Genomic DNA, 25,349 nt, shown 5'->3' with positions numbered 1-25,349 from the left:
GTGCAACCCGTTGACGACGGCCATAAAGGACGAAGCACACGCATACGGGGTACGGGCATGAACCAACAGGCACTTTCGGCATTCATCTGGTCGGTCGCGGATCTGCTCAGGGGAGACTACAAGCAAGCCGATTACGGCAAGGTGATCCTGCCCTTCACCGTGCTTCGCCGCATCGATTGCGTTCTGGAGCCGACCAAGGACGCGGTGCTGGCCGAATACGAGGCCAAGACCGCCGCCGGAGTGAACCCCGAGCCGTTCCTGCTGCGCAAGGCCGGGCAGACCTTCTACAATATCTCCAAGCTCGATATGCCGATGCTGATGGGCGACCAGGACAACATTGCGGCCAACCTCTACGCCTATATTCAGGGCTTCTCGGCTGACGTGCGCGACATCTTCGAGAGCTTCGAGTTTGCGGCCCAGATCGACCGGCTGGCCAAGGCCAAGCTGCTCTATCAGGTGACCGAGAAGTTCGCCCGGATCGACCTGCATCCGAACAAGGTCAGCAACCACCAGATGGGCCTGGTCTTCGAGGAGCTGATCCGCAAGTTCTCCGAACTGTCCAACGAGACCGCCGGGGAGCACTTCACGCCCCGCGAAGTCATCAAGCTGATGGTCAATCTGCTGTTCGTCGAGGATGACGACATCCTGTCCAAACCGGGCGTGGTCCGCACGATCTACGATCCGACGGCGGGAACCGGCGGGATGCTGTCGATTGCCGAGGAATATCTCGCCGAGCATAACGAACAGGCGCGTCTGGTTATGAACGGACAGGAGCTGAACCCCGAATCCTACGCGATCTGCAAGGCCGACATGCTGATCAAGGGGCAGGACGTCAGTAACATCGTCTTCGGCAACACCCTGTCCGATGATGGCCATGCCGACGCCAAGTTCGACTACATGCTGTCCAATCCGCCCTTCGGTGTCGAATGGAAGAAGGTCGAGAAGGAGATCCGCGCCGAGCACGATCAGAAGGGCTTCAACGGTCGCTTCGGCCCCGGCCTTCCCCGTGTGTCGGACGGCTCGCTGCTGTTCCTGCTGCATCTCATTGCCAAGATGCGCCCGGCGGTCGATGGCGGCAGCCGCTTTGCCATCGTCCTCAATGGTTCGCCCCTGTTCACCGGCGGGGCCGGAAGTGGAGAGAGCGAGATCCGGCGCTACGTGCTGGAGAACGACCTGCTCGAAGCCATCATCGCGCTGCCGACGGACATGTTCTACAACACCGGCATTTCCACCTATGTCTGGGTGCTGTCCAACCGCAAGCCAGCGCACCGTAGGGGCAAGACCCAGCTGATCGACGGCTCGTCCTTCTGGCAGAAGATGCGCAAGAGCCTCGGCTCCAAGCGCAAGGAAATGGGCGAGGCGGACATCGCCACCATCACCCGGCTGTTCGGCAGCTTCACCGAGGCTCAGATTGCGACCGTCCTCGATGCCAGCGGCAAGGAGATCGGACGCGAAGTCGTGACCGCAGGAGACGCGCCGCCGGTCGCGCCTGAGGGCGGTAAGGTCAAGCTTGCGCCGCTGTCCCGGGTATTCCCCAACGAGGCCTTCGGCTATCGCACCATCACGGTGGAACGCCCGCTGCTGGACGAACAGGGGAAGGTCGTGGTCGGAACGCGGGGCAAGGCCAAGGGCCAGCCACAGGCGGATAGCTCGCTTCGCCATACCGAGAACGTGCCGCTGGCAGAGCAGGTCGAGGACTATTTCGCCCGGGAGGTTCTGCCTCACGCCGGCGACGCCTGGATCGACCACGAGAAGACCAAGGTTGGCTACGAGATCCCGTTCAACCGTCACTTCTACGTCTTCGAGCCGCCGCGACCGCTCGATGAGATCGATGCAGATCTGAAGCAGGTGACGGCCAGGATTATGGCAATGATTGGAGAACTGGCAGCATGAACGAACCGACCGACCGTCAATGCAACAACGCTGAGAACAAAGGGTTCGGAGAATTGCCTGAGCAATGGCAGCACCCACCTTTGTGGGCAGTTGCAACATGTAACGACGAGGTCTTAGGCGAAGGGACAGATCCGGAGAAAGAAATAGTTTATCTGGAAATATCGGGCGTTACGGCTGGCGTAGGGATCACCGATGTCACCGAAATGACCTTTTCCGAGGCACCTTCGCGAGCGCGACGAAAAGTGCAAGCGGGCGATGTCGTGGTGTCAACGGTCCGAACATATCTGCGAGCCATCGCACCGGTCGTGGATCCACCTGAGAATCTAATTGTATCGACTGGATTTGCGGTTCTCCGACCACGAACTGTGACCTCGGAGTATCTCGGTTATGTGGTTCAAGCAGAGTCGTTCGTGTCTGAGGTTATCGCGCGTTCTGTTGGCGTGAGTTATCCGGCAATAAATTCCGGGGATCTAGTGAAGATCAAGATCCCCTATCCCCCGTTGGCCGAACAGAGGGCCATTGCCTCTTTCCTCGACCGCGAGACCGCCAAGATTGATGCGCTGCTGGAGGAGCAGAAGCGACTTATCAACCTATTGAAGGAGAAGCGCCAGGCACTGATCTCGACAGCAGTAAGCGGCCAGATAGATGTCCGCAGCTTGGCTGAAGTGGAGAACACCGCATGACTTTCAATCTGGCGATTGGATGTAGCAGTCATGGCTGAACGGGAAGATCATCTGCATGGGCTGATCAGCGAACTGCGACGCTTGCCGTCCGAGACTTCGTGGGTGGAGTTCAAGCACAACAATTCAGATCCTCAAATGATCGGCCAAACCATTGCGGCTCTGTCGAACGCGGCGGCGCTTGCTGGAAAGGAGATGGCGTACTTCCTCTGGGGTGTTGAGGATGAAACCCATAGATTAGTTGGTACGACCTTTGCGCCGGGCACCGCAAAAAAGGGCAATCAGGATCTGGAAAGCTGGCTGGTGCAAATGCTGGCACCGCGCATCCATATCCGCTTCACCAGCTTCATCTGCGAGGAGTTGCCCCTCGTTTTGCTCGAGATTCCAGCGGCCAACGACAGGCCCACGGCTTTCTCAGGTAGCGAACTCATTCGGATTGGATCAGTCAACAGGGCGCTACGAGACCTGCCGCAGGTGGAGCGCGAGCTCTGGCGGGGCTTTGAGCGGACACCCTTCGAGCGGCAAATTGCGCTGCAGGGGCAGGCTGTGGCGGAAGTATTGCAGCTATTGAACTACCCTGACTATTTCAAATTGCTCGGTTTGCCGCTGCCATCAGACCATACCGGTATCCTTCATGCTCTCCAGGACGACGACCTCATCCGCCGCAATGATGCAGGCTTCTGGGACATCACCAACTTGGGAGCAATCCTGTTGGCTCACAACCTTAACGCCTTTCCAACTGTCGCTAGAAAAGCCCTGCGGCTCATCGTCTACAAGGGGCGCGGTCGCACTGAGACCGAACGCGAACAAGAAGGCCAAAAAGGATATGCGGTAGGATTCGAGGGACTTGTCTTGTTCCTCAATGCTCTTCTACCTCGCAACGAAGTGGTCGGAACTGCGCTGCGCAAAGATGTCGCGATGTATCCGGAACGGGCCCTTCGAGAATTGATTGCCAATGCCCTTATTCATCAGGATTTTTCGATAACGGGGGCAGGCCCTATGGTGGAGGTGTTCGAGGACCGAATAGAAATCACAAATCCTGGGCGCCCTTTGGGTGACATACAGCGCCTGCTTGATCAGGCTCCACGGTCACGGAACGAAGCACTTGCAGCCTTTATGCGTCGAATTGGTCTTTGCGAAGAGCGAGGCAGCGGTGTTGATAGGGTCGTCGGTGACACTGAGATGTTCCAGCTACCACCACCAATCTGGGAGTTGAGCGGCGATGCCTTCCGAGCGGTACTCTTCGCCCACAAGGACTTGAGGGAGATGGATCGTGGAGAACGCGTCCATGCCTGTTACCTTCATGCAAGTCTTAGATATGTCATGCGCGACACGATGACCAATACCTCTCTAAGGGAGCGCTTTGGAATCGAGGAGCAAAATGCCGCTACTGCGTCGAGGATCATTCGGGATGCCTTGGACGCTGGCGTGATCAAACCATACGATCCAGGCCAAGGAAAACGGAACGCCCGTTATGTGCCTTATTGGGCTTGAGTTCTTTGATGGTTATTTGATGAACGGCGATAAAGTGCGATCCATCCAAGAATAATATCCATATTTATCAATGAATTGTCTCACCCCATTTGTTTGATGGATCTTTGCAGGAAGAGGCCGCCCAATGAGCATCCACAAGGAAGTAAGCTTCGAGACGGAAATCTGCAGCCATCTGGCCGGCCATGGCTGGCTCCACGCGGTTGGCGATTCGGCGCACTATGACCGCAGCCGGGCGCTATTTCCGCCGGATGTCGTGACATGGGTTCAGGCCTCGCAACCCAAGGCATGGGAGACGCTCGCGAAGAACCACGGCTCCGTTGCGGAAACCATGCTGCTCGACCGCATCCGCAAGCAGATCGATGAGCGCGGAACGCTGGACGTGCTTCGCCATGGGGTCGAACTGATCGGCCTTCGGGCCCCGCTGAAGCTTGCCGTGTTCAAACCGGCCTTCGGGCTGAACGAGGAAATCCTGGCGCGGTACAATGCCAATCGGCTGCGGGTCGTGCAGCAGGTGCGCTATTCCCGGGCCAACGAGAACTGCATCGATCTCGTTCTCTTTCTCAACGGCGTTCCCGTTGCCACCGTCGAGCTGAAGACCGACTTCACCCAAAGCGTTCAGGACGCTGTGGACCAATACCGCTTCGACCGGCAGCCAAACTCCAAGGGCCAAGCGCCCGAACCGCTGCTCACCTTCCCGAGCGGCGCTCTCGTCCACTTCGCTGTCAGCAATGCCGAAGTGATGATGACGACCAAGCTCCAGGGACCGGACACGCGCTTCCTGCCGTTCAACAAGGGCAATGACGGCGGAAAGGGCAACCCGCCGAACCCGAGCGGCCATCCGACGGCCTATCTCTGGCAGGAAATCTGGGAGCGGCATTCCTGGCTTGAAATCCTCGGGCGCTACATCGTCGCCGAACTGGACAAGAAGAAGAAGATCGTCAGCCTGATCTTCCCGCGCTTCCATCAGCTCGACGCCACGCGAAAGCTCCAGGCTGCAGTCCTTGCCGAAGGGGCCGGGGGCAAATACCTGATCCAGCACTCGGCAGGATCGGGCAAGACCAATTCCATCGCGTGGTCCGCGCATTTCCTCGCCGATCTGCATGACGAGCAGCATCGGAAGATCTTCGACACCGTCATCGTCGTGTCTGACCGCAACGTCATCGACACGCAACTTCAGGAGGCGATCTTCGGCTTCGAGCGCACGACGGGCGTGGTCGAGACCATCACCAGCGAGGGCGGGGCGAAGAGCCGCAAGCTGGCCGAGGCTTTGGCCGGGGGCAAGAAGATCGTCGTCTGCACCATCCAGACGTTCCCGGCACTGATGGAAGCCGGGCAAGAGCTGGCGGCCACCGGGGGCAAGAGGTTCGCGGTCATTGCCGACGAGGCGCATTCCAGCCAGACCGGCGAGACGGCTTCGAAGCTGAAGCAGGTTCTTTCGGCTGAGGAAATGGCGGAACTGGGCGATGGCGGCGAGGTCAGCAGCGAAGACGTTCTTGCCGCCCAAATGACGGCCCGGGCCAGCGAAAGCGGCATCACCTATGTGGCCTTCACAGCGACCCCCAAGGGCAAGACGCTGGAGCTGTTCGGGCGTCGGCCCAACCCGGCAGAACCGGCAAGCGGCACCAACAAGCCGCAGCCCTTCCACGTCTATTCGATGCGTCAGGCGATCGAAGAGGGCTTCATCCTCGACGTCCTGAAGAACTACACGCCCTATGATCTCGCCTTCAAGCTGGCCAATGCCGACGGGGAGATGGATGACCGGGAGGTGGAGCGCAAGGAGGCCGTGAAGGCGCTGATGCGCTGGGTCCGGCTCCACCCCTACAACATCAGCCAGAAGGTCCAGATCGTCGTCGAGCACTACAGGGCCAACGTGCAGCCGCTGCTCGATGGCAAGGCCAAGGCCATGGTCGTGACCGGCAGCCGCGTCGAGGCCGTACGCTGGCAGATCGCCATGCGGAAATACATCCACGAGCAGGGTTATGACCTCGGGACGCTGGTGGCCTTCTCGGGGGACGTCAATGACAAGGAGAGCGGCCCCGAGCCCTTCTTGGAGACCAGCAAGGAACTGAACCCGGGTCTGAAGGGCGGCGACATCCGCGAGACGTTCAAGCTGCCCGAATATCATATCCTGCTGGTGGCCAATAAATTCCAGACCGGCTTCGACCAGCCGCTGCTCTGCGGCATGTATGTGGATCGCCGCCTGGCTGGCATTCAGGCCGTGCAGACCCTGTCGCGCCTCAACCGGGCGCATCCGGGCAAGGACACGACCTATGTCCTCGACTTCGTCAACGGCTCCGAAGAGATCCTGAAAGCCTTCCAGACCTATTATGAGACGGCGGAACTGGCCGGGGTGACCGATCCGAACCTCGTGTTTGACCTGAGGGCCAAGCTCGACGCCTCGGGCTACTATGACAGCTTCGAGGTGGATCGCGTGGTGAAGGCCGAGCTTGATCCCATGTCCAAGCAAGGGGATCTCGTGGCTGCCATCATGCCGGTCGCTGATCGGTTGCTGAAAGCCTACAAGGGCGCACAGGAGCGCCGCCGGGTGGCTCTGTCCAAGGAAGACGCCAAGGCGGCAAAGGACGCCAAGGACGAGATGGATGCCTTGTTGCTGTTCCGTGCCGACATGGGAGCCTTCATCCGGGTCTATGCCTTCCTGTCGCAGATCTTCGACTACGGCAATACCGACATCGAGAAGCGGTCGATCTTCTACAAGCGGCTGATCCCCTTGCTCGACTTCGGCCGCGAACGGGACACGGTGGACGTCTCCCAGATCAAGCTGACGCATCACAAGCTGTCGACCAAAGGCCAGCGCGATCTCGCTCTGTCGGGGATGTCCGAGCCACTACGGCCATACGAAGCTCCCGGCTCAGGATCGGTGCAGGACAAGGAGAAGGCGCTGCTGGCGGAGATTGTGGCGAAGGTCAATGACCTGTTCCAGGGCGAACTGACCGACGACGATCAGGTGATCTATGTGAACAGCGTCCTCAAGGGGAAGCTCTTGGAATCGGAAACCCTGGCCCGTCAAGCGGAGCACAACACCAAGGAGCAGTTCGCCAATTCGCCGGATCTTTCCAGGGCCATCCTCGACGCGATCATGGATGCCTTCGAGGCCCATTCTGCGATGAGCAAACAGGCGCTGGACTCACAACGTGTCCGGGACGGGATCAAGGACATCCTGCTCGGGCCGGGGCAGCTCTGGGAAGGGCTGCGGGAGAAGGCAGAGGTTTAGACTTCGGGTGAAAGGGGAGAGGGATGGCAAAACACTACATAGGCGGACACACGATCGTTGGCCGTGACTCCGGCTGGTTTACCGGCGTGACAGCAAGGCCAGTGGGAGACGACGCGAAACCGTGGGTTCCAAAGAAGCCGAAGCCGGCTCCTGTAGTCTCCCGGCCCGGGGTAGCGTCAAAGTTCGAAACGAAGGCGGTCAGGGCCGCAAGAGAGGATGCTCAGCGCGTTGCCTACGTCCACAGCGTACTCGATGCACATTTTCTCAAGCGTGAGGTTCCAAACCCGCCTAAAAAGCTTCGCGCCTTGGACGCACAGGTACAGAGAGCAGGAAGCCCGCTGCGGTGGGCTCGCACACAGCCCGAGTTCGAGAAGATCCTCCTTAAGAAGCGTAAGAAGTACAAGGCGGAGTTGCCTCCGGTGCCGCAGAAGCCCGGAGAGGTCGTTTCAGTGCCAGTAACGGCGGTTCCCGTGTCGACGCGGATGGAGATCCTTCGGGAAGACCGCAAGCGCCTCGAAACCCGGCGAGAGGCAGCGCTCAACACCATCCGCGAGTGCGAGAACCAACTGGCGAGCATCACAGCCGAGCTGGGGAAACTTGGTTTGCGCTAGTGAGCGTCTCCCCCCAACCGTGATGCGCGGGTAAGGTGCCGCAGATCCAGCCCGTCATAGCTCACTTTGCCATTTCTTCGCTGAGCAACTGCAGTCCATAGAGCCCGTGGCCGTAGCGTCCTGCCATGCCTTGCTGAGAATGACCTTGCAGCGCGTTGACGAAATCGAGAGGGATGCGGCTGTTTCGGCAGCCGTCCTCGAAGCAGTGGCGGAAACTGTGGAAGGAAATCCGGCCATGCTTGATGTTCAGCGCCTTCAGCGTGTTGCCGAACTTGGTGGCATAGGCCGTCGAGTAGGTGCCGTCCGCAGCCTTCGGCAGGTCGGGAAACAGGCGCACATGCTTCAGTTTGCGCTGCCGCTCGACGAAGCGGAGGAAGCCGATGTCCTTGAGCGTTTGATGGATGGGGATGCGCCGACGTGAGCCGCTATTCTTCAAGCTCATGTCTGCGCCCTCGTCGGTGACCTCGATATAGGCGATGTCGCTTTCGATCTTCACATCCTCGGTGCGCAACTGGATGATTTCGCCCGACCGGCAACCGGTGAAGAGGCCGATCAACGGGACCCAGTAGATGCCTTGGTCAGTCGGGACCAGATCGCCCGGCGTGTTGTGGTATCGGACGCTCTTGCAGCCGGTGTAGATCGGCGAGCGGAAGATGGTCGAAAGCTCCGCCACCGTGAAGGGATGCCGCTCGTCGCGAGCTTTGCCGCTGATCTTGACGTTCAGACCGTCGAACGGATTGCTTGGGACATCGTCGTAATTCGCCTCAGCCCAATTCCAGAAGGAACGGACAAAGCCCAGCACCTTGTTGACGTTCTTGCCCGCCATGGGCTCAAGGCCCAGTGCCTCGGCGCGTTTCGCGGCTTTCTCCATCGTCAGATCGGCAAGAGCCTTCGTCTTGGTCCAGTTCGGCGGTAGCACCAGCAGGGTTGCCTTGAAAACGCGGGCATCGGCCTTGGCGTATTCGCCCAGCGGCCTGTCGCCGACCAATTCGATGAAGCGTTCTGTCCACAGGCGATTGGCCTTCGCCGTTGCGGGGGTCCATCCGCCCTTGGCGCGGCTCTTTTCCGCAACCCAGGCTTCCATGATCATCGAGGCCGAGGGGGCGGTGCGCGTTGGATTGGCTTGTGGCATCGCTGGAGTTTCGACCGGCGTTCCCTCGTTGCGCTGTCTCTTGGCCGCTGCGGCGCGGACGCCCGCGCTGAGGATTGCACGGATCAGCTTCGGCCAACTCGGGGATGCGGGGTCGAGCTTCAGGTCGACATTATTCCACTTCAGGACCTCTTCGGCTTCTGACAACGCAAAGGCGGGAGGAGCCCCCCGCGCGAGCGACCGTCGCTCCACTGCTTCCATGTTGTGGACAAGTTCTTCGTATGCGTCGAAGTCTGTGTCGCTCAGCCCGTCGAGGCGGACCTCTTCGTCCTCGTCCAGCAGATGAGCGTAGTAGACATCCTCGACGTGCTTGATTTGCGCGTCAGACAGCTCGGGGAGCGCGGGTTCTTGCTGCCGGGCCAGATGATGCCGATGCTCGTCGAAACGGTCGTCGACTTCGGCGGACGCTTTCCTCAGGAGTTTGAGCGCTTCCTGATAATCCCGCGTTTCAAGCGAGAACGTCTCTTCCGTCTTCGGATACGATTTTTTGATGTCGCGGGGGATGGAGCATCTGAGCCAGTAGACGTTTCCACGCTTGATCAGACGAGAGGGCAAGGGCATGTCGTTCATCGCTCCGCTGTAGCAGTGTGCTGTAGCAAACGGAACTGTAACCCATTGATTTTGCGCTAAGTCCTTGTGAATAAACAAGGAAAAGTGGTGCTGCTAGAGAGACTCGAACTCTCGACCTCTCCCTTACCAAGGGAGTGCTCTACCACTGAGCTATAGCAGCTTGCGAGGCCCTGCGCGTCCGCGCCGTCTCGAGCGAGCCGCCTATTGCCACAGCTTCAGGGGGGATGCAAGCCGCAAAACGAACTTGCTCGAAGAAATGCGCATCCTGTCAATGACCCTTCCGGACATCCGGGAATTCGGCTATCACCGCCGCATGAATGAAAAACGCGACGAAACTGGGCCGCCGGCCGCGGCGGATGAGGGCGGGGACGATCCGGGCATCGGAAACGCCGGCCAGCGCCTGCGCCATGCAGATGTGGCGGCAGCCCAGCGCAAGGCGCGCGCGGCCGACAAGCTGCGCGAGAACCTCATGCGCCGCAAGCTTCAGCAGCGGGCACGTCGCCAGGGAGCCGCCGATGACGCCGAAGGCCTGCCTGCCGCAAAATCGCCGGATCGCGATGATTAACCCTTGCTGAACGGGTGAATTGAACCCGGTCAGCTTTTCGTCTAAAGAGCCCACCCGACCGGGTGGCGGATTTTCCACCCATGATCAGGAAAGGCGGGTATTCACCCGTAGCGTAGGCTTACATGGATCGTATCAGGATTGTCGGCGGCAACCAGCTCAACGGGGTGATCCCGATCTCCGGCGCCAAGAATGCCGCACTGCCCCTGATGATCGCCTCGCTTCTGACCAGCGACACGCTCACCCTGGAAAATGTGCCGCATCTCGCCGACGTGGAGCTTCTGCTGCGCATCCTCGGCAATCACGGCGTCGACATCTCGGTCAACGGCCGGCGCGAGTGCCAGGACGAGGGCTATTCGCGCACCATTCATTTCACCTGCCGCACCATCGTCGACACGACAGCGCCTTACGAGCTGGTCTCGAAGATGCGCGCCAGCTTCTGGGTCATCGGCCCGCTGCTGGCTCGCGAGGGCAGGGCGCGTGTCTCGCTGCCGGGCGGCTGCGCCATCGGCACGCGTCCGGTCGACCTGTTCATTGAGGGCTTGACTGCGCTTGGCGCAACGATCGAGATCGACAGCGGCTATATCAATGCCACCGCCCCCAAAGGCGGCCTGATCGGTGGTACCTATACCTTCCCCAAGGTTTCGGTCGGCGCGACCCATGTCATGCTGATGGCGGCCTCGCTCGCCCGCGGCACGACAATCATCAACAATGCGGCGCGCGAGCCGGAAGTGGTCGATCTCGCCAACTGCCTGAACGCCATGGGCGCCAAGATCTCCGGCGCGGGCACTGCGACCATCACCATCGAAGGCGTGGACAGTCTGTCGGGCGCCCGCCACCGCGTGCTGCCGGACCGAATCGAGACCGGCACCTACGCCATGGCGGTCGCTATGACCGGCGGCGACGTGACGCTGGAGGGCACGGACTTCGCCCTGCTCGACACCGCACTAGAAGCCATTCGCCGCGCCGGCGCGGAAATCACGGTGACGCCGTCGGGTCTGCGCGTCGTTGGCCATGGCAATGAGATCCGCCCGGTCGATGTGGTCACCGAGCCCTATCCCGGCTTCCCGACCGACCTGCAGGCCCAGTTCATGGGCCTGATGACGCGCGCCAACGGCGTTTCACATGTCACCGAGACGATTTTCGAGAACCGCTTCATGCATGTGCAGGAATTGGCCCGCCTCGGGGCCCACATCACGCTTTCCGGCCAGACGGCGCGGATCGAGGGCGTGACCCGCCTGCGCGGCGCTCCCGTGATGGCGACTGACCTGCGCGCCTCGGTTTCGCTGGTGATTGCCGGCTTGGCCGCCGAGGGCGAGACCACAGTGTCGCGCGTCTACCATCTCGACCGCGGTTTCGAGCGACTGGAAGAGAAGCTGACGCGCTGCGGCGCGGTGGTCGAACGCATTACGGACTGAGTTTCTTGGCGCTTGCGGGCCTGCGAGCGGTTGCCTCTTGCTTTGCGGCGACCTATGTCGAAAGGATGAAGCGCGGGGCTGCGAGGCGGTGTCGAATATTCCACCGCCCCATATCGGGTCCGCGCGCAATCGACTGGCCGATCGGACAATGACGACATGACAAGCTTGAAGCTCCTCGCTCTCGATACCGACGACCTCGCGGTCATGTCCGCCCATATGCAGGACGCGGTGTTCAAGGTGGCCGACATCACTTTCCAGCCGCGTCCCGGCCTGTTTGGGCTTGCCGTCAACCGCTTCGTATGGGAAGGGGCCGGCGAAAAGCGCAAGAGCTACGAGCGCCGCCGTGCCGTGCTGTCCTTCAAGCGGGTGAGCGCGGTCCGCTCGATCGGTTTCGATCGCCGCAAGGGTGACGACGTGCTCTCGCTGCTTGCAATCCGCTTTCGCGTCGAGGGCGAGGGGCCGGAAGGCGTGGTCGAACTCGTCCTTTCGGGCGGTGGCATGATTGCGCTCGACGTCGAATGTATCGAGGCACAGCTTGCAGATACCGGCGGGGCATGGGAAACCAGCCTGAAACCCGGCCATCCGGGGGATTGACCGGCGCGGCCGACAGGGTGCGCAAGACAGGAAATGGAAGGAAGCAGGGGACGTGGCGATCTGGTTGGATCAGGCATCGGAGGGTTTTGGTGAGACGTTTGCCGCCTTCCTGACGACGAAGCGCGAAGTGTCGGACGACGTCAATGACGTGGTGAAGGCGATCATCACCGATGTCAGGGCGCACGGCGATGCCGCCCTTGCAGAATATTCGCTTCGCTTCGACGGCATTGATTTCAGCCAGACGCCTATGCGCGTCGCGATCGCGGAAATTGACGAAGCGGCGGCCAGCGTCTCGCCCGAGGTGATGGATGCGCTGCGGCTTGCCGCCGAGCGCATCGAAAGGCACCATGCCCGCCAGATGCCGAAGGACGACATCTACGAGGATGCGCTCGGGGTCGGCCTCGGCTCGCGCTGGACGGCGATCGAGGCCGTCGGCCTCTATGTGCCGGGCGGTACGGCGAGCTATCCGAGCTCGGTTCTGATGAATGCCGTGCCGGCCAGGGTCGCTGGCGTGGAGCGCATCGTCATGGTCGTCCCCGCCTCCGGCGGCGAGATCAATCCGACGGTCCTGGCTGCGGCAAAAATTGCCGGCGTCGAGGAAATCTATCGGATCGGCGGCGCCCAGGCGGTGGCGGCCCTTGCCTATGGCACCGAGACCATCGCCCCGGTCGCCAAGATCGTCGGTCCGGGCAATGCCTATGTGGCGGCCGCCAAGCGCCAAGTCTTCGGCACGGTCGGCATCGACATGATCGCCGGGCCGTCCGAAGTGCTGGTGATTGCCGACGCCAACAACAATCCCGACTGGCTGGCCGCCGACCTGCTGGCCCAGGCCGAGCATGATCCGGGCGCCCAGTCGATCCTGATCACCGACGATGCCGACCTCGGCCACGCGGTCATGGCCGCAGTCGAGCGGCAGCTTAAATCACTCAGCCGCTCCGAGACGGCTGCGGCCAGCTGGCGCGATTTCGGCGCCGTCATCCTGGTCAGGTCTCTCGCCGATGCCGTCCCGCTCGCCAACCGCATCGCCGCCGAGCATCTGGAGCTTGCCGTCGACGATCCGGACGCGTTGATGGCCGGCGTGCGCAATGCCGGCGCCATCTTCGTCGGCCGCCACACGCCGGAAGCCATCGGCGACTATGTCGCCGGCTCCAACCACGTGTTGCCGACCGCGCGTTCGGCACGCTTCTCTTCGGGTCTCGCGGTGCTCGATTTCGTCAAGCGCACCTCGATCCTGCGGCTCGGGCCGGACCAGTTGCGCGCGCTTGCCCCAGCGGCGATCGCGCTGGCGAAGAGCGAAGGGCTCGACGCCCATGCGCGCTCTGTCGCCATCCGGTTGAACCTCGAAGGCTGACCGATGGCGAAGGGCGACTTCCGGCTCTGCGATGTTGTGCTGGACGAGACGATCGGCCGCTCGACGCCGGACGTCGAGCATGAACGCGCCGTCGCCATCTTTGACCTGATCGAGGAAAACAGTTTCGAACCGGTCGGCCATGCGGGCGGCCCCTACAAGCTGTTGCTTTCGCTGGTCGACAGCAAGCTGGTCTTCTCGATCAGGACCGAGAGCGACGAGGCGGTCGCGACACATATCCTGTCGCTCACGCCCTTTCGCCGGATCATCAAGGACTACTTCATGATCTGCGAGAGCTATTACGAGGCGATCCGTTCCTCGACGCCGTCGCAGATCGAGGCGATCGACATGGGACGCCGCGGCATTCACAACGAGGGTTCGCAGACGCTGATGGATCGGCTGTCGGGCAAGATCAAGCTCGACTTCGACACGGCCCGCCGGCTGTTCACCCTGGTCTGCGTTCTCTATTGGCGCGGGTAGCCTGATGGCCACGGACGCGGATCTTGAGACCCATGGGCGTCTGCCGGGGGCTATCCTGTTCGTCTGCGGCATGAACGCGATCCGCTCGCCGATGGCGGAGGTGATCGCCAGGACGCTCTTGCCGGCCGGCACCTATCTCGCCTCGGCTGGCGTTCGGGCGGGCGAGCGCGACCCCTTTGTCGATGCCGTGCTGGACGAGATCGGCTTGTCGCTCGGCAGGCGCCAGCCGCAGACGCTGGACGAGCTCGAGGACGACTATTTCGACATGGTCGTCACGCTGGCACCGGAGGCGCATCATGCGGCGCTGGAACTCACCCGCTCCTCCGCGGTCGAGGTGGTCTACTGGCCCATGCCCGATCCGACGGTGGCGACTGGCACGCGCGAGCAGATCCTCGGTGCCTATCGCGAAGTGCGCGACCGGCTGAAACGGCTGATCGAGGAGCGCCTCGCGTCCCGGGAAAGCCCTTCGCAGGCGAGTGTTTGAAACAAATTCGAAAAGCCCGATCTACAAGGTTCACAAAACCGTGGTGATTGTGTAGTTTCCGCCCACATTTTCGGGCCCCGGATCGGGGATCCCGGCCAACATCCAAGAAAGACAACCGCTCAATGGCAAAAGAAGAAGTCCTCGAATTTCCCGGCGTCGTCACCGAATTGCTGCCCAATGCGACGTTCCGGGTGAAGCTGGAAAACGAGCACGAGATTATCGCTCACACCGCGGGCCGCATGCGCAAGAACCGTATCCGCGTGCTCGCCGGCGACAAGGTTCTGGTGGAAATGACCCCTTATGACCTGACCAAGGGCCGTATCACCTATCGTTTCAAGTAGTCGCCGGCTACCGACTGAGGCTGCGAGAGGGTCGATGGAACTGAGACAGAAGCTGATACTGGCGTCCGGGTCGCCGCGCCGCCTCGACCTGCTGAAGCAGGTGAGGATAGAACCCGCGCGCCTGATGCCGATGGATCTCGACGAGACGCCCAAGAAGTCGGAACATCCCCGCTCGCTGGCACGCCGCCTCTCGGCCGACAAGGCCCAGGCCGCCCATGACGAGATTCGCCATGACCCGGCTTGGAACCACAGCTATGTCGTCGCCGCCGATACCGTCGTCGCCGTCGGCCGCCGCATCCTGCCCAAGGCGGAATATCTCGAGGAAGCCTCCTCGGCGCTGCATCTGCTTTCGGGCCGCAGCCACTGGGTCTTCACTGGCGTCTGCCTGATCACGCCGGGCGGCACCGTGCGGCACAAGGTCGTTGAGACCAAGGTGCGCTTCAAGCGCTTGTCCGGACTCGACATCGAAAGCTATCTTGCCTCGGGTGAGTGGCGCGGCAAGGCCGGTGGCTATGCCGTCCAGGGCATTGCCGGCTCCTTCGTGCAGAAACTCGTCGGCTCCTACACCAATGTTGTGGGACTGCCCCTGCTCGAGACGCTGCAACTGCTCACCGGCGAGGGGTTCTCCGTGCAGTCCGGCTGGACGGAGGGCTGAGCCATGGCCGAGGTGGATAACGGACGAACCGCCAAGGTGGAACCGCTGCGCAAGGCCCGTCCGTGCCCGGAATGCCGCAGGCCCTCGCAACGCGAGCACTATCCCTTCTGCTCCGAGCGCTGCCGCAATCTCGACCTGTCGCGCTGGCTCAAAGGCGCCTATGCCATCCCCGTCGTCGAGGACGAATCGAAGGCCGAGGGTGAGGATCGCGACTGATTCTGTCCCCGACAGGGGCAAGGCCAGCCTGTCGGAAGCCTTTCAATTGATTGGCGTTTCGGGTGTTTTCGCAAAGCTGTCAAAAAAGTGCCGAAAGGCGCTGGACATGCCGAAACAAGATGCTATAACGCCCTCGCTTCCGGGGGAAACTTATCCCCCGCCGGTCGGAAACCCCGCCGGATGGCTTTGAAAAGAGCCTGATGCCCGGATAGCTCAGTTGGTAGAGCAGCGGATTGAAAATCCGCGTGTCGGTGGTTCAAATCCGCCTCCGGGCACCATTTTTATCAATTTTCGACCAGGTCAGGCACAATTAGGAGCAGTCCCACCCCATGGGTCAGTTCCTCTCGCCACGGTCAATGGTCAGGCTTGCGGTGTCCGTGTGACGAGATCGCACAGCCACTGCTGCATGCCTCGCTGAGCGGGGAGCGGTGTGATATTGTGATCTGCGTCCGGCAGGATGTCGACACGCGCATGTTGGTACTTGCCAAGCCCAACCCGATCCTTGCCGAAATAGAGAGCGAGTTGTTCCAGGCTCTCGTCGCGATCGCTGCAGAGGAAATTCATCGCGACCTGTCGGCGGTCAAGATCGCGAAAAATCCTGTGGCATTCGGCGCGAAATCGCCCGTATTTGGTCATTTTCGGAAAGGCCGGGGCCAGGGCATGCGACAGCCGCGACACCACGTGAATGGAGAGGCCGCGCAGGACGCCGCGGATACTGATCTCTCCTGCGATGAGGCGCTTGAAGGTCTTCGGGTCGGTCAGCCGCCGCTTGTATTCAGCGACCGGTCGGGGGCCCATCCGGGCCACGTCAATCAGGCTTTCCTCCGGATCCCAAATGAGGCGCAACTGGTTGATCAGCGCGAGCGCCGTCACGCGGGTATCCCGGTGTCCGGCGTGGAATGCGCTATAGGCGCCGCTGCACCGACCAATGAGCATGTATGATCCGGGGCAGGCGGCATCGAGATAGTCCAGCGCATCCGAGATGTCACGGATCGGTCCTTCCGTATAGAGGACCTGTTGCGGCTCGCCGGCACGCGCCGGGCTGTCGCCGATATTCGAAAGGTCGAAACGCAGGGATGGGATACCGAGGCGGGCGAGCGCGCGCGCAGTATTGACCCAGCATCGGGCCCAGCCGCCGTGGTGGTCGTAGCCGGAGTTGAGAAAGACCGCGACCCTGTCGTCATACGCCGCCGGATCTGAGGAAATAGGCCGGCACAATATACCCATGAGCGGTGCCTCGGCTCGAAAGACGATCCCCTCTTCCGTGAATCCGTCGCCTGCGAGCTGCCTTTCCGGGAGAGGAGAAGGCGACGCGCGTTCGATAGTCCCATCTTGCGGGAATGTCGCCGAACACCACTCGGCGATCCGCTCGATCAGATCTTGCGGCACGACAGACGCGGTGGGGTCCTCCATCAGCTTCTCGTAGCCATCGAAGGGGAGCACAGTGACAGGAAGGCCACTTGAGCCGAACCGTTCGGCCAGTTGGCTGTCGGACGGGGCGGCCGCGCGGGCGGCAATCAGGCAGGGAAGGGGGCTTTGCAGCGGCGTCGTGTCGATACTGGTCGTCCGAAGATCATCGGCAATACCGCGCGAAAGGGTCAGTCCGGCGATCGATATCTCAGAGCTGGGTAAGGCATCGGCGGGAAGTCCTAGCCCCTCGACGATGACTTTGGCGCGCAGGCCGGTTTCCCGCAGGAATTGTCTCCCGCTGGCGATCGGTGCCGCCAGAATAAGCCCCGCAACATCGTCCCGCCGGCGCGCCGCGCGCTCGGCGATCAGCGCTCCGAGGCCGAGGCCGAAGACGACCACCTTCCGGCAATCGGCCGCGGCCTTCAACGTGTCGCAGGCCGCCATGGCCGCATCCGTCCAGGAGACCAGATCTTCGGCCTTGGAGAGGTCAAGGGAATCGACGGTGCCCGGATAGTCGAACCGCAGGACCGGGAATCCCTTGGCAGCCATGGCGTCAGCCAGGCATCGGAGGAATTTCCGGGTGCAAAGTTCGTCGAAACCCCAGCTGCGGCACACAACAATGCCCGTCCACCCCCTGGCGGCCGCTTCCGGCAGAGTCACATGCCCGGCGCATCCGCTGAAGGCAATCGGCAAGGTTTGCATCATATTTCAGCCATCCGAGCGGCGGGCGGGAACAAGCAGCAGCAGCAGGCGATAGACCAGATCTGACAGCCGCGGTGGGAGCTTGGCGGGAAGATTGGTCGCCAGTGCAACGACATCATTGCGCGGTACGACCCCGAGCAGGCGAATGGCGACGGCATAGACGAGGGCGCCGCAACCGACCGCCAGCAGCATGCCGCCAAAGCCCTGGATCTCCTGCAGAATGCCATAGGCCACCGCAGCACAGACAAGCGCGGCGAATGCGATCAGCAGCAGATCCGTCAGATTGAGGCGGATGCTCAGGCGCATCCAGCAGAAGCCGATGAGCCAAACCAGCCAGATGCCGTGAACGCCAGTGCGGGCCCAGGCCGAACCGAGGCCTGCGCCTTCGGGGATGATCAGCGCAAAGGCCAGCATGCAAATGGCGGCGGTGATCGGCGAGGCGTAGATGAAGAAACCGCTGCGCTCGCAGGCACCGATCATGATCGTTGGAACGGTGGAAAAGGCGGTGACGAAGGCGAACCCCACAAGAACCTGCGCCATCGGCACTGCCTCGCGAAACTCGGATCCGAACAGGAGCGGCAACAACTCGCCCATGATGGCGGCGCCGCCGAAACAGATGGGAAAGATGAACAGGCTCAGCCACCGCATGATCCGGTGATAGGTCAGTCGGATTTGATCGAAATCGCCTTTGTCGTGATGACGACCGATATGGGGGGTCAAGCCGCCGAGCATCTGGGTCGGAAGTTGAACAACCAGGCCGGCGAGTGTCAGTCCTGCGGCGTAGTGCCCGATTTCGCTCGTACCGAAATAGAGGCCCAGGAAAAAGAACTCCATCCGTGTCCAGATGAACATTCCGACGGCCGCGGAGAACCAGCTGTCCCGGCTGAGGGCCTTCATCTTCGGCGTAATGACGATGCCCGGATCGGGCCTCTGGGCGACATAGCGCCATAGTCCAATGGCTTGCGGAAGGTGGCGGGCAACATGTCCGACAAGGGCGCCGGCGACACCGAAGAAATAGCCCCCGACGGCGATCAAGGGAACCTGGACGAGACAGCCGATCAACGTAAGCCTGGTTGTGTCGGCAAAGCGGTTTAGGCCGCGGGCCGCACTCTCCGAAAGGCTGGCGATCGCATAGGACAGGAGGACGAGACTGGTCATCGCCCATGTGGACGGTGCGTGGTCCGTGGCGTGATTGGTGACCTGCAGCCACAGCGCATAGCCGACCAGTCCCGCTGCGGTAGAAACTGTCGGGAAGAGGAAATACGGCAGAAGCACCCGCACCATGCCGCCGCCGGGATGTTCTGGCCGGTCATAGGTCGGTATGTAGCGCAACAGCAGGTTCGGTATGCCGAGACCGACCAGCGTGGAGCCGGTCATGGCGATGAACAGCGCAAAGGCGACTTCGCCGGATCCCTGCGGCCCCAGCAGTCGCGCGACGATCACGCTTCCCGCAAAACCGAACGTCAGGGACGCGATGCCGGCAAGGGTGCTGAAAGCCGACGAACTTATGAAGGTGGCCATGGTCATCCTGTTGCATGTCCGCTATCCGCAGACGTTCACATATCATAATCGCGCCTAGGCCGAGGCGCTCCGCCGATAGCTTCGTTCCGCCTGCCTTGCGGTGGCGAATCCCCCTCGGCTCTCCGCAGTAATCGTCCGATGACCCTGCGGCGAAGCACCGGCTCGGTCAGGAAAAGCTTGACCATGTCGAGATACTTGCCCTGAGCCCGGGCGCGGTGAAACCGTCCGATCGGCGCCTTGGCACGGAGATCCGCGAGGCGCAGCTCGAAGGCCTCCCGTTCCTCCTTGGTTAAGCGAGGCCCGAATTCGCTCCGAACGTCTTCGAGCGCAGCAATGAGCGGGCGCGTGTCGGCCGTGCTGCGGGAATGGGGCGAGGCAAGTCTGCTGATGGCGCCGACCGGCGTCGTGTAGATATAGAGGGCTTCGTCGACATAATAGGCTTTCCCTCCCGCAGCAAGGATCTGCAGGTTGAGCAGGAGATCCTCGCCAGCCTTCACGTCCTCGCGGTAGGCGATGTGATGCTGCCGAATGAAGTCGGTGCGAACCAGCGGCTGCAGATAGCCGAAGTCGTGGCGGTCGGGCGCCGAAGGCAGCAGGAAGTCCGTCATGGTGAGAAAGCGATCGGATAAACCTGTGTAGACTGCGCCCGTTTCCGCGCCCGCCGCGGCATCGAAGCCCATGAGATTGTCGGCAATGAAATCCGCCTCATCGGCATGCATCAAGAGCCGCTGCAGCCGGTTCTCGCGCCAGAGGTCGTCGGAATCGAGCAGGGCCGTCCATGTACCGCGCGCGACCTTAAAGCCGGCATTGCGGGCAGCCGACGGGCCCATGTTGCACGGCTGTCGCAAGACATGCACCCGTGCATCTCCCGCAAAAGCCCGTTCAACTTCCGCCGCGGTCCCGTCCGTCGATCCATCATCGACGACGATGACTTCGACCGCTATGTCTTGCTGCGCGAGCGCACTTTGCACCGCATGTACGACGCAGTCCTTCGTGTTGAAACACGGAATGACAACGGACACCAGTGGATCTGTCATTAATACTACCCCGTTCGAGGACCGGCATATTAAGGAATCATTTCTTTCGATTCCGTATATCTGTCGTTGTAGACAGTCAGATCCTTACGCGGGTAGTCTCATGCCGACGTCTTTCTTTCTGAACAATGTTAAGAACCTACTGCGCAATCTGCGACAGGAGCCGATCTCGGCTTTGCCGCGGCGCCTCACCGCGATAGCCAGGCCGAAGCTCTTCAGATTGTCGGAGGAAGCGGCCTACCGCACCGGTTTTGGCCCGCTTGTCGCCCGCGCCTATCGCGGCAAGGGCATTGCCTTGATGTTTCACGAGATCCATCCGGACGTCGACGCCGAATTGAGGACCGGCTGCAGCGCAGCCCAACTGGGCAGGATCATCGATGCCGTGCGCGCCGATGGCCGTGACATCGTGACGATAGACGAGGGGCTTCGCCGTCTGGCGGAGCCGGAAAGCGCACCCTTCGCCCTCCTGACCTTCGACGACGCCTATCGCGACAATCGCACGAATGCCCTGCCGGTCCTCGAACGGGCGCAGGCACCCATGACGCTCTTCGTTCCGACAGGCATGATCACACGCCGCATCTATGCCTGGTGGCTGGGTTTGCGCGAGATCATCAAGACCGGCGACGTGCTGGACCTCCCTGCGATGAGCCGCAGTTTCAAGTGCGAGGACCTCGCCAGCAAGATGTCGACCATGAGGACGGTCACGGGCTGGATCGGCACCGATCAGACGCGGGCGGATGCATTGGCGCCGGTGTTCGCGGCCAAAGGCATCGATATCGCTTCCCTGGTGGCGCGATATGCGATGGATGAAGCCGAACTGCGGGAGTTTGCCGCTCATCCTCTGGTCGAGATCGGTGCCCATACGCAGAGCCACCGTTTTCTTTCCGGGCTGGATGAGGCGGTGGTGCTGGAGGAATTCAAGGCCAACAAAGCCTATCTGGAGGAACTGCTCGGCCGGCCGGTCCGCTACCTGGCCTATCCCTATGGCACCCCGGGCGCCTGTGGCGAGCGAGAAGCGCATTTGGCGGCCCTGGCCGGGTACCGTGCGAGCTTTACCACCCGCGCCGGCCATCTGTTCGCCGCGCACCTGGAGCATCCTCAGCTGCTGCCGCGTATCGACGTCGGCTATGCGCCGCAAAGCCCGGCAGCTCTTGCCAGCCGCCTCAGCGGCCTGCATCGGGCAATGTCAACGAGGTTCGGCAGCCCGGTCGCAACACGCGCCTGACGCGTGTTCAATCGACCGAGTGCTTGGGGAAGCCGGAAATCGGCCGTGGTGAGGGAACCATCGGCTGCTCTCGGGCGTTTGCCGGAATTGGGAGGAGTTTTGTCATGGCTGAAGTCTATTGCGACATCGTTCCGCATGCATATGGATGGGTTTTTCTCTCGGAGGGGGTGCAGTCGCCGACCTATCCGAGCTACCGGATGGCTGTCGAGGCAGCGCAACGCCACATGCAGACGGTGGCAAAACGGCGCTCCTTCGTGCTGCGACGACAAAATCTCGACGGGCAAATGCTGGCGATTGCTGGTACGGCGGTTCTCTATCAGCCGCGTAGCTCCGCGGCCGATATGCGCTAGGAACTGGCGCGCCTCAGATCGCCCGTCGCGACCACCAGCTGAATAGCACAGACGCCTGCAGCCGTTGTGGCGGCTGAGCGGTTCCATTCGGCGTGCTACGGCTTGGCCGCGCTCTCTAATCGACCTGCAAGTCGTGGGTGATTTTTTCGACGCCGGGCACAGCGAGAACAATCTCCAACACCCTGTCTATTTCTGCCGCGTCCATGAGTTTGCCGGACAGGAAAATCGTGGCGCCGGAGGCCGTGACCGAGATCCCGCTCGCGTCCATCCCCTGAGAGATGGCCAATTGACGCGCTACCGCTGTCTCGAGCGGTTCTTCATTGCGGTGTTCGAGTTCCACGACCGGCTTCTCGTCGTGAAAACGCTGCGGTTTGAATACCATTGACCTCTCCATCGCCCGTTAATCCGCGGAAACGCGCCGGGAGAGGCCTTGTTCCGCGCGTCGGGCACTTTTCGTCAGTAGCCGCCGATGACGGGCAGGATTTCGCCGGAGATGTAGCTCGAGCATTGGGGGGAGGCGAGGAAGACATAGGCAGGTGCCAATTCCTCCGGTTGGGCAGGCCGCTTCATCGGCACCTGGCTGCCGAACTGGGCGACATCCTCGGCTTCGCGATCGGACGGGTTGAGGGGGGTCCACACCGGGCCCGGGGCAACGGCGTTCACCCGGATACCACGCTCGATCAGATTCGCGGCAAGGGACCGGGTGAAGGAATGAATGCCGCCTTTGGTCATGGCGTAGTCGAGCAGGTTGTCGCTGCCCTTGATGCCCACCACCGAGCCGGTATTGATGATCGAACTGCCATTCTTCAGATGTGGCACGGCGGCCTTGGTGACGTGAAAATAGCCGTAGAGATTGGTCTTGATCGTCTCATCGAAATGCTCGTCCGACAGGTCTTCGATCCGCTTCGAATGCACCTGAAAGGCGGCATTGTTCACGAGCACGTCCAGCTTGCCGAATGTACTCACGACGTCCCCGACAAGTTGGCTGCAATAGGCCGGATCAGTCAAATCGCCGCGGCTGACGAGGCAGCGCCGACCTTCCGCCTCGACGGCCTTGCGGGTTTCTTCGGCATCGCGATCCTCCGCCAGGTGGGCAATCGCGACATCGGCACCCTCGCGGGCGAAAAGCACTGCCACCGCCCGCCCGATACCGGAATCCCCGCCGGTGATCAGGGCCACCATGCCGGACAGCTTGCCGGATCCTTTGTAGAACGGCGCGTCGTACATCGGCGCCGGATCAAGCCTTTGTTCCATGCCTGGCTTTGGCTTGTGTTGCTTTGGGAACGGCGGTTCGGGATAGTGGCGCGCGCCAGTCTGCACCGCGCCGCTATCCGACTTTTCCGCCGTCTCAAGCGCGTCGTCGGCGGCGACGTCCTTTTGGATGTCCCGCTGGCGTTTCACGGCCTTGTCACTCTTGTCCGTCGCCTTGTTCATGGTCGCTCCTCTTTCGGCGTGGTTGGCCGGGTGGGCTTGGCGCTATGGTCAGTCCTGGCTCATCGTTGTCCAGCCAAAACCCATCCTGCGGCCCGATTGTTCCGCCGGGCACGTTCTCGCCGGTTGGCAGCGAGGGGAACATGCGATATTGCTCAAGAGGATAGAGACTCTGAGTGAGGGAGGCGGACCATGGAAATTGTTGAAGGTCAGCGCTCATTCCTCGTTTCGATGAGGATCCTATACAGGGATGGGTAGGCTCTCGCGGTTCTTTCCCACCGCCTCGATCGGGGCATATCTGGTCGCCATGGCGATCCTGGCGACTCTGCCGCTGCTCGGCTTCGTGATCTTCTTGCTGTGGCAGCTGGAGCGAAGCGAATATGAAGCATTGCGCCAGGAGGCGGCGCAGGACGCCCAGACCATCGGCCGCAATTTCGAGCGCAAGCTCGCAGATATGGAGACGACGCTCCGACTTCTGGCGGGTGCAGCCGAACTCAACGCCGGTGACCTTAGAGCTTTCCACCAGCGCACCGCGTCGAGCCTCGGCACAGGCTCGCTTTACGTTCTGCTGGTCGATAAAGAGGGCAACCAGAAGCTCAACACCCGGGTCCCCTTTGGCGTACCCTTGCAGCGGATGACGGATCTCAAGACGCTCAACGCCGTTCTTGCCTCCGGCAACATCGAGGCATCCGGCATCTTCTTCGGTGCAACGAGCCGGCAGTGGGTTTTCAACGTCGTCAAGCCACTTTCGCCCCGGTTGTCGGCCTCTGGCGCGGCGCTTGTCCTGACACAGAATGCCGGAGATCTGGTCAGCCTGACATCGACGGATATCCTGCCGCCCGCCTGGTCCGCGGCGGTTATCGATGTCGACAACAAGGTCATCGTCTCGAGCGGGTCGGATAATATTCCTTCGGGAGACCAGTTTCCCGAGCACCTGGTGAAGCTGATGGTCGGCTCCAATCAGAGCGCCGTCACTGACCATGGCGGTCAGGAGACCATGCTCGGCTATGCTCGTGTCGGAGATTGGCCCTGGCGCGTGGCGGTATGGGGGCCAGTCTCGACTGCGCAGGCATCGCTAGCCAGCACCTGGCAGAGTCTGATCTACGGCAGCCTTGCCTTGCTTGCCGTGAGCCTGGGCATAGTCCTTGTGGCAGCGCAACAGCTACGGCGATCGATCCGTCAGATCGCCAATATGGCAGGGCGCATTGGTCAGGGCGAGATCGTCTCGCCGGAAATGACCAAGGTCACCGAGGCCAATCAGGTTGCGATAGCGCTGTCCAACGCTTCTTTCGATCGTGCCCAATCTGAGGAACGCATTCATTTTATCCTGCAGGAACTGGTGCACCGGACCAAGAACATCCTCTCCCTCGTGCAGGCCATGCTGCGCCAGCTGGCGCGCGGCACCGACAGCGTGGATGAACTGCAGAAGGCCGTCAGCGGGCGGCTCTCAGGCTTGGCGCAATCCATCGAGGCGCTCGCTAAGCAGCAATGGGGCGGCATTCCGCTGTCCACGGTGATTGAACTGCAGCTATCAGCTGTGGTGGGCTCGATGAGCCGGATCGAGACACGCGGCGAGGATCTGTTGGCCAATGCAAATGCCGTGCAAAACCTCGGCCTGATCTTCTACGAACTGGCGACCAATTCGGTAAAATACGGTGCGCTCTCGGTTGCCGAAGGACGCGTGCTGATCGAATGGGTGGTTATCGACGGGGAGGACGGCGCCAGAAATCTCCAATTGCGCTGGATCGAGGCGGGCGGTCCGCCGGTGGTGAAGCCGTCACGGCAGGGTTTCGGCACGACGGTGATTGAGCGTCACGCGGCCTCGGCCTTTGGCGGAAGAGTGGTCATAGACTTCGAGGACACAGGACTGCGCTGGACCCTGAGTGCGCCGCTTTCAGCCATCGAGAATCCGCAGGCTCACGGCGAGCATTAGCACCACTGCCAGGGT

The 25,349-nt window shown here is 61.6% G+C and carries 23 protein-coding genes and 2 tRNA genes; 17 read left to right on the top strand and 8 right to left on the bottom strand.

Annotated elements, in window-relative coordinates; all coding sequences use genetic code 11:
• The first annotated feature begins 57 nt into the window (after positions 1–57).
• The 5 genes from ACWPVA_RS13815 (at position 58) to ACWPVA_RS13795 (ending at position 7,910) form a co-directional block, all read left to right on the top strand.
• Positions 58–1,893, top strand: coding sequence for a type I restriction-modification system subunit M (locus tag ACWPVA_RS13815; protein WP_454288234.1), 1,836 nt, complete (start codon positions 58–60; stop codon positions 1,891–1,893).
• Positions 1,890–2,576, top strand: coding sequence for a restriction endonuclease subunit S (locus tag ACWPVA_RS13810; RefSeq protein ID WP_454288233.1), 687 nt, complete (start codon positions 1,890–1,892; stop codon positions 2,574–2,576). The genes ACWPVA_RS13815 and ACWPVA_RS13810 overlap by 4 nt, the downstream gene beginning before the upstream one ends.
• Positions 2,577–2,606: 30 nt before the next feature.
• Positions 2,607–4,067, top strand: coding sequence for an ATP-binding protein (locus tag ACWPVA_RS13805; RefSeq protein WP_454288232.1), 1,461 nt, complete (start codon positions 2,607–2,609; stop codon positions 4,065–4,067).
• 124 nt (positions 4,068–4,191) lie between these two features.
• On the top strand, positions 4,192–7,299 hold the full coding sequence (locus ACWPVA_RS13800) for a type I restriction endonuclease subunit R (RefSeq protein WP_454288231.1): 3,108 nt from the start codon (positions 4,192–4,194) through the stop codon (positions 7,297–7,299).
• Positions 7,300–7,322: 23 nt separating this feature from the next.
• A complete protein-coding gene (locus ACWPVA_RS13795) occupies positions 7,323–7,910 on the top strand; it encodes a hypothetical protein (RefSeq protein WP_454288230.1) in 588 nt (195 codons plus the stop codon).
• Between the two features lie 61 nt (positions 7,911–7,971).
• Here the strand turns inward: ACWPVA_RS13795 and ACWPVA_RS13790 are convergent, their stop codons facing one another.
• From ACWPVA_RS13790 to ACWPVA_RS13780, 3 genes are all read right to left on the bottom strand, one after another.
• The gene (locus ACWPVA_RS13790) at positions 7,972–9,621 is read right to left on the bottom strand and encodes a DUF6538 domain-containing protein (protein WP_454288229.1); all 1,650 of its coding nucleotides are present in this window, start codon (positions 9,619–9,621) and stop codon (positions 7,972–7,974) included.
• A gap of 94 nt (positions 9,622–9,715) precedes the next feature.
• Positions 9,716–9,790 (bottom strand) — tRNA-Thr (locus ACWPVA_RS13785).
• Positions 9,791–9,898: 108 nt separating this feature from the next.
• A complete protein-coding gene (locus ACWPVA_RS13780; RefSeq protein ID WP_454288228.1) occupies positions 9,899–10,273 on the bottom strand; it encodes a hypothetical protein in 375 nt (124 codons plus the stop codon).
• A gap of 44 nt (positions 10,274–10,317) precedes the next feature.
• Between ACWPVA_RS13780 and murA the strand changes: the two genes are divergently transcribed.
• The 9 genes from murA (at position 10,318) to ACWPVA_RS13735 (ending at position 16,006) form a co-directional block, all read left to right on the top strand.
• Positions 10,318–11,610, top strand: a complete 1,293-nt coding sequence (gene murA / locus ACWPVA_RS13775; RefSeq protein WP_454288227.1) for a UDP-N-acetylglucosamine 1-carboxyvinyltransferase — start codon at positions 10,318–10,320, stop codon at positions 11,608–11,610.
• Positions 11,611–11,766: 156 nt separating this feature from the next.
• The gene (locus ACWPVA_RS13770) at positions 11,767–12,204 is read left to right on the top strand and encodes a DUF2948 family protein (RefSeq protein ID WP_454288226.1); all 438 of its coding nucleotides are present in this window, start codon (positions 11,767–11,769) and stop codon (positions 12,202–12,204) included.
• Positions 12,205–12,256: 52 nt separating this feature from the next.
• A complete protein-coding gene (hisD, locus tag ACWPVA_RS13765; RefSeq protein ID WP_454288225.1) occupies positions 12,257–13,555 on the top strand; it encodes a histidinol dehydrogenase in 1,299 nt (432 codons plus the stop codon).
• Between the two features lie 3 nt (positions 13,556–13,558).
• Positions 13,559–14,032 (top strand): UPF0262 family protein, encoded by a 474-nt coding sequence (locus ACWPVA_RS13760; RefSeq protein ID WP_147178302.1) that lies wholly within the window; start codon positions 13,559–13,561, stop codon positions 14,030–14,032.
• A gap of 4 nt (positions 14,033–14,036) precedes the next feature.
• The gene (locus ACWPVA_RS13755; protein ID WP_454288224.1) at positions 14,037–14,516 is read left to right on the top strand and encodes an arsenate-mycothiol transferase ArsC; all 480 of its coding nucleotides are present in this window, start codon (positions 14,037–14,039) and stop codon (positions 14,514–14,516) included.
• Positions 14,517–14,638: 122 nt separating this feature from the next.
• Entirely contained in the window at positions 14,639–14,857 is a 219-nt protein-coding gene (infA, locus tag ACWPVA_RS13750; protein WP_004435948.1) for a translation initiation factor IF-1, read from the top strand.
• A gap of 34 nt (positions 14,858–14,891) precedes the next feature.
• Positions 14,892–15,512 (top strand): Maf-like protein, encoded by a 621-nt coding sequence (locus ACWPVA_RS13745; RefSeq protein ID WP_454288223.1) that lies wholly within the window; start codon positions 14,892–14,894, stop codon positions 15,510–15,512.
• A 3-nt stretch (positions 15,513–15,515) separates the two neighbouring features.
• The gene (gene yacG / locus ACWPVA_RS13740; RefSeq protein WP_454288222.1) at positions 15,516–15,728 is read left to right on the top strand and encodes a DNA gyrase inhibitor YacG; all 213 of its coding nucleotides are present in this window, start codon (positions 15,516–15,518) and stop codon (positions 15,726–15,728) included.
• A 202-nt stretch (positions 15,729–15,930) separates the two neighbouring features.
• Positions 15,931–16,006, top strand: a tRNA-Phe gene (locus ACWPVA_RS13735).
• Between the two features lie 82 nt (positions 16,007–16,088).
• On the opposite strand, the gene ACWPVA_RS13730 is transcribed toward ACWPVA_RS13735, so the two are convergent.
• Genes ACWPVA_RS13730 through ACWPVA_RS13720 form a run of 3 tightly spaced genes read right to left on the bottom strand, consistent with a single transcriptional unit; the run spans position 16,089 to position 20,398 of the window.
• The gene (locus ACWPVA_RS13730) at positions 16,089–17,840 is read right to left on the bottom strand and encodes an alpha/beta fold hydrolase (RefSeq protein WP_454289593.1); all 1,752 of its coding nucleotides are present in this window, start codon (positions 17,838–17,840) and stop codon (positions 16,089–16,091) included.
• Positions 17,841–17,846: 6 nt separating this feature from the next.
• Complete coding sequence (locus ACWPVA_RS13725; protein ID WP_454288221.1) at positions 17,847–19,361, bottom strand: lipopolysaccharide biosynthesis protein; 1,515 nt, start codon at positions 19,359–19,361, stop codon at positions 17,847–17,849.
• Positions 19,362–19,396: 35 nt separating this feature from the next.
• Positions 19,397–20,398 carry a glycosyltransferase family 2 protein gene (locus tag ACWPVA_RS13720; RefSeq protein ID WP_454288220.1) on the bottom strand — a complete coding sequence of 334 codons (1,002 nt, stop codon included), beginning with the start codon at positions 20,396–20,398 and terminating at the stop codon, positions 19,397–19,399.
• Between ACWPVA_RS13720 and ACWPVA_RS13715 the strand changes: the two genes are divergently transcribed.
• Complete coding sequence (locus ACWPVA_RS13715; protein WP_454288219.1) at positions 20,370–21,620, top strand: polysaccharide deacetylase family protein; 1,251 nt, start codon at positions 20,370–20,372, stop codon at positions 21,618–21,620. The two genes, ACWPVA_RS13720 and ACWPVA_RS13715, sit on opposite strands and share 29 nt — an antisense overlap.
• A 104-nt stretch (positions 21,621–21,724) precedes the next feature.
• A complete protein-coding gene (locus ACWPVA_RS13710) occupies positions 21,725–21,970 on the top strand; it encodes a hypothetical protein (RefSeq protein WP_454288218.1) in 246 nt (81 codons plus the stop codon).
• 115 nt (positions 21,971–22,085) lie between these two features.
• Here the strand turns inward: ACWPVA_RS13710 and ACWPVA_RS13705 are convergent, their stop codons facing one another.
• Positions 22,086–22,352 carry a BON domain-containing protein gene (locus ACWPVA_RS13705; protein WP_454288217.1) on the bottom strand — a complete coding sequence of 89 codons (267 nt, stop codon included), beginning with the start codon at positions 22,350–22,352 and terminating at the stop codon, positions 22,086–22,088.
• Between the two features lie 74 nt (positions 22,353–22,426).
• Complete coding sequence (locus tag ACWPVA_RS13700) at positions 22,427–23,404, bottom strand: SDR family oxidoreductase (RefSeq protein ID WP_454288216.1); 978 nt, start codon at positions 23,402–23,404, stop codon at positions 22,427–22,429.
• A gap of 247 nt (positions 23,405–23,651) precedes the next feature.
• On the opposite strand from ACWPVA_RS13700, the gene ACWPVA_RS13695 reads away from it, so the two are divergent.
• Entirely contained in the window at positions 23,652–25,334 is a 1,683-nt protein-coding gene (locus ACWPVA_RS13695; RefSeq protein WP_454288215.1) for a sensor histidine kinase, read from the top strand.
• Positions 25,335–25,349 lie beyond the last annotated feature (15 nt).

The sequence above is a fragment of the Rhizobium arsenicireducens genome, assembly GCF_964021225.1.
This window is presented reverse-complemented; position numbering and strand designations above follow the sequence as displayed.